At 60.4% G+C, this 3,572-nt stretch carries 4 protein-coding genes and 1 pseudogene; 4 read left to right on the forward strand and 1 reads right to left on the reverse strand.

All coding sequences use genetic code 11. The annotated features are described in order from the left end of the window. Positions 1-982: hypothetical protein (locus VGI36_13085; GenBank protein ID HEY2486079.1), on the forward strand; the 982-nt coding region annotated here is incomplete at its 5' end. 220 nt (positions 983-1,202) lie between these two features. Here VGI36_13085 and VGI36_13090 read toward each other — a convergent pair. Beyond that, positions 1,203-1,433 (reverse strand): annotated as a pseudogene (locus tag VGI36_13090) (IS630 family transposase). Positions 1,434-1,570: 137 nt separating this feature from the next. On the opposite strand from VGI36_13090, the gene VGI36_13095 reads away from it, so the two are divergent. The 3 genes from VGI36_13095 to VGI36_13105 form a co-directional block, all read left to right on the forward strand. Next, positions 1,571-2,581 (forward strand): beta-propeller fold lactonase family protein, encoded by a 1,011-nt coding sequence (locus tag VGI36_13095; protein HEY2486080.1) that lies wholly within the window; start codon positions 1,571-1,573, stop codon positions 2,579-2,581. Positions 2,582-2,700: 119 nt separating this feature from the next. Next, entirely contained in the window at positions 2,701-3,285 is a 585-nt protein-coding gene (locus VGI36_13100; protein HEY2486081.1) for an IS607 family transposase, read from the forward strand. Beyond that, a partial coding sequence (locus VGI36_13105) for a transposase (GenBank protein ID HEY2486082.1) occupies positions 3,282-3,572 on the forward strand: 291 nt, incomplete at its 3' end. The genes VGI36_13100 and VGI36_13105, both read left to right, overlap by 4 nt.

The raw sequence follows: 3,572 nt of genomic DNA on the forward strand, positions 1-3,572 counted from the left end.
TCTGCCGCCGATCACGGCCCTCAGCACGATCGCGATCATCAACAACCGTCCGTGCATCTGGGGCGACGGTGCGGTCGCATTGATCCAGAGCCGCAACATCGTCGAGCGCTGGGTCGAGACCACCGAAGGCAATGAACAAACCGCACAGGCGATTGCCGACGAGTATGGCGAACTCGATTATACGCCGAGCCAGCGCGATTTCCTGGACGATTACACCGCGGTCTGCACGATCTGGCGCAAGGGTCAGAGCGAGCCCTATGTCGGCCGATTCTCGGTGCGCGACGCGCGCCGCGCTGGACTATGGACCAACCCCAAAAAGAAGCCGTGGTTCGAGCATCCGAAGCGGATGCTGCAATGGCGCGCGCGGGCCTACGCGATGCGCGACGGGTTTTCCGATTGCCTGATGGGTCTCGCGATCCGGGAGGAAGTCGAGGATCTGACGCCCGAGCCGGTAACCACCGATACCTCGTTCCTCGACGACGCGGTTCTCGAACCGGAAAGCGTGGATCAGAAGGCCTTACCGAGCCCGACCGAAGAGGCTCTACCCGGCATCGTCATTGAGGGAGAGAAACCCAAGGAGGTCGTCGAAGTTCAAGCCACCCAGCAAGGAGCCGACATGGTTTTGATCGCACAGAACCAAAATAGTTCTGAAGCCTCAAAAGCTCAGGCGCCCGAAGCCCCGAAAGGTCAAGCCTCCGAACCTACGAACGCACAAGCGCCCGAAATTCCGTCGGTTGAAATCCACAAACCGATGGGCGCGAAAAAGGCCAATTGGGTTCGCACCCGCGAGGCCCTGACGACGGCGTTCCAAGAGCTCCCTACGGTCGCCGCCTGCGCTCTGTTCCGGGCCAAGAATTCCGGAACGATCAACCAGCTGCGCACCAACGCCAAAGACGAATGGGACGTCTTCAACGACGTCGCCGCGTCGTATGAACGGACCCTCTATGAACAGGAGCACCCTAATACCACCGTCGACACGTAACACGCCCTCGTGAGCTCTCGACCGGAACGCCGCAAGCGCCAGCGTTCCGGGATCGCGCGCGCCCAAGCGCACATGGCCGGTGCACGAAGAGTGGGTGCGCAGCCATCGCTGCATCGTGCCCGGCTGCCGCGGTTGGGCGATTCAGTTATGCCATGTGCGCAGCGCCGCCAATGCTGGCACCGGGCTCAAGCCGTTCGACTCGTTTAGCGTGCCCATGTGCTGCCGCCCAGATCCGCTGTACCGAACGCAGTGAGATGCCGGTGGCCGCCGCCATCGCTCGGCCGGTCCAGTGCGTCGCCTCACCCGGCGGCTCGATCTGCGCCGGCAGCAATGGCGGCAGACCGGGCTTGCGCGTCCTGTCGCGCAGCAGACCGGCGACGCCCTCGCGCGTGAAACGCTCCTGCCGATGCCACACACTGGGCTTGGAGATCCCGGCGCGGCGCGTGATCTCCGCCGTGTCGCAGCCTGCCACTGTCGCCAGAATAATTGGCGATCCCCGTTCGGGGGCACGAATATAGTGCTGATCAAAATTGACGGATTAGTCTTTCGCGCTGGGCCAAGCCATAATCCGCTATCCGGGAGTTTACCATGGAATTTCGTATTTGCGAGGTGATTGCGATCACGGCCTGTGTCCTCTGCCTTCTCGGTAGCGCCCCGAGCATCGCGCAAAAGGCCTACATCACGAACAGCGACTCAAACAACGTGTTGGTGATCGATACGGCGATGAATACGGTGATTGCTACAATCGCTGTGGGTAAATTCCCCCAAGGGGTAGCGGTGAGCCCCGATGGTCGCAAGGTCTATGTCGCGAACGAGCTCTCGAATACCGTCTCGGTGATCGATACGGCGAAGGACAAGGTGACCGCCACAATCCCCGTCGGCATTGAACCCGCGGGTGTAGCGGTGAGCCCGGACGCCAAAAAAGTCTATATCACGAACTTTGGCTTCAGCTCCAAAAGTGTGTCGGTAATAAACACGGAGAATAAAGCGACCACCACCATCTCCGTGGGCACCGGCCCCGTTGGGGTGGCAGTGAGCCCGGACGGCCGCAAGGTTTATGTCGCGAACTATGACTCTATGACCGTGTCGGTGATAAATACGGCGAGGAATCGGGTAATTGCCCGCATCCCCGTCGGCACCCATCCCGTTGTCGAGGTGGCAGTAAGCCCGGACGGCCGCAAGGTCTACGTCACGAGCTTGGGCGCCAACACCGTGTCAGTAATCAATTCGGCTACGAATAAAGTGATCAACATAATCCCTGTTGGCATCGACCCAATCGGATTAGCGGTGAGCCCGGACGGGAGGAACCTTTATGTCGCGAACAGCGGCTCCACTGGTAAACCCGGCACCGTGTCGGTAATCGCCACGGCAAACAATACGGTGACCGCCACAATTCCGGTCGGCACTTCCCCGGGCGGCTTATCGGTGAACCCAGATGGTAGCAAAATCTATGTCGCAAATGCCGCTTCTAATACCGTGTCGGTGATCGATACCGCGAGCAATAAAGTGATCGCGACCGTTTCCGTCGGCAGGCATCCAGTAGCTCTCGGCCTCTTCATCCAGCCAAGCCCAAAATTTCATAGGACACCGCAGAAGTAACGACCAGAGCATCTCGACGCTGGCCCCACAGTTTGGCGGCTACATACCGCGGTCACAGGGCTGGGGGCTAGAAGCAGCTCCGAATAGTATGGCCGTATATGCCGTGCTATATAGGCAGTATGAAGCTATCGGCGTGGGCAAAAGCGAATGGGTTGACCTACAAGACCGCATGGCGCATGTGGCGCGACGGGAAGCTACCTGTGCCCGCCGAACAGCTTGCGACCGGCACGGTAATCGTGCATCCGCCGCAGTCTTCATCTCCCGATACTGTTGCGCTCTATGCCCGCGTGTCGAGCGGCGATCAAAAGGCCGACCTGGAACGCCAACTGGGTCGGCTGGCTGAATACGCTTCGCGTGAGCGCTTCAAGGTTATCCGATCTGTATCGGAGGTCGGATCGGGACTGAACGGGGATCGCGCCAAGATCGTGAAGCTACTCGCTGATCCGGACGCGCGCACGATCGTGGTCGAACACCGCGACCGGCTTGCCCGCTTCGGTTCGGAATACATCGAAGCCGCGCTCGCGGCCTGCGGACGCAAACTCGTTGTGGTGGACCAGGCCGAGATGAAGGACGACCTGGTTCAAGACATGATCGCCGTGCTCACGTCGTTCTGCGCCCGGCTGTATGGGCGCCGGGCCGCGAAGACCCGTGCAGCGAAGGCGCTCGCTGCGGCGGCCGCTGCGGCCGAAGACGACGCCGCATGATCCTTGCCCACAAGATCGCGCTCGATCCTAACAAAGAGCAGGCGGAGTATTTCGCCCGTGCCTGTGGTGTGGCGCGGTTTGCATGGAATTGGGCGTTAGCTCGGTGGCAACAGGACTACGCGCTCTGGCGGGAATACTGTTGTGGCCCCCAGCCATCGGAAGCATCCCTACGTCGTGAACTGAATGCGCTGAAACACTCAGCCTTCCCGTGGATGCTGGAGGTGACAAGGAACGCTTCGCAGCAGGCAATCAAGAACCTCGGTGCTGCGTTCACGAATTTTTTTGAG

It is taken from the genome of Candidatus Binataceae bacterium, assembly GCA_036495685.1.
GTDB lineage: Bacteria > Desulfobacterota > Binatia > Binatales > Binataceae > JAFAHS01.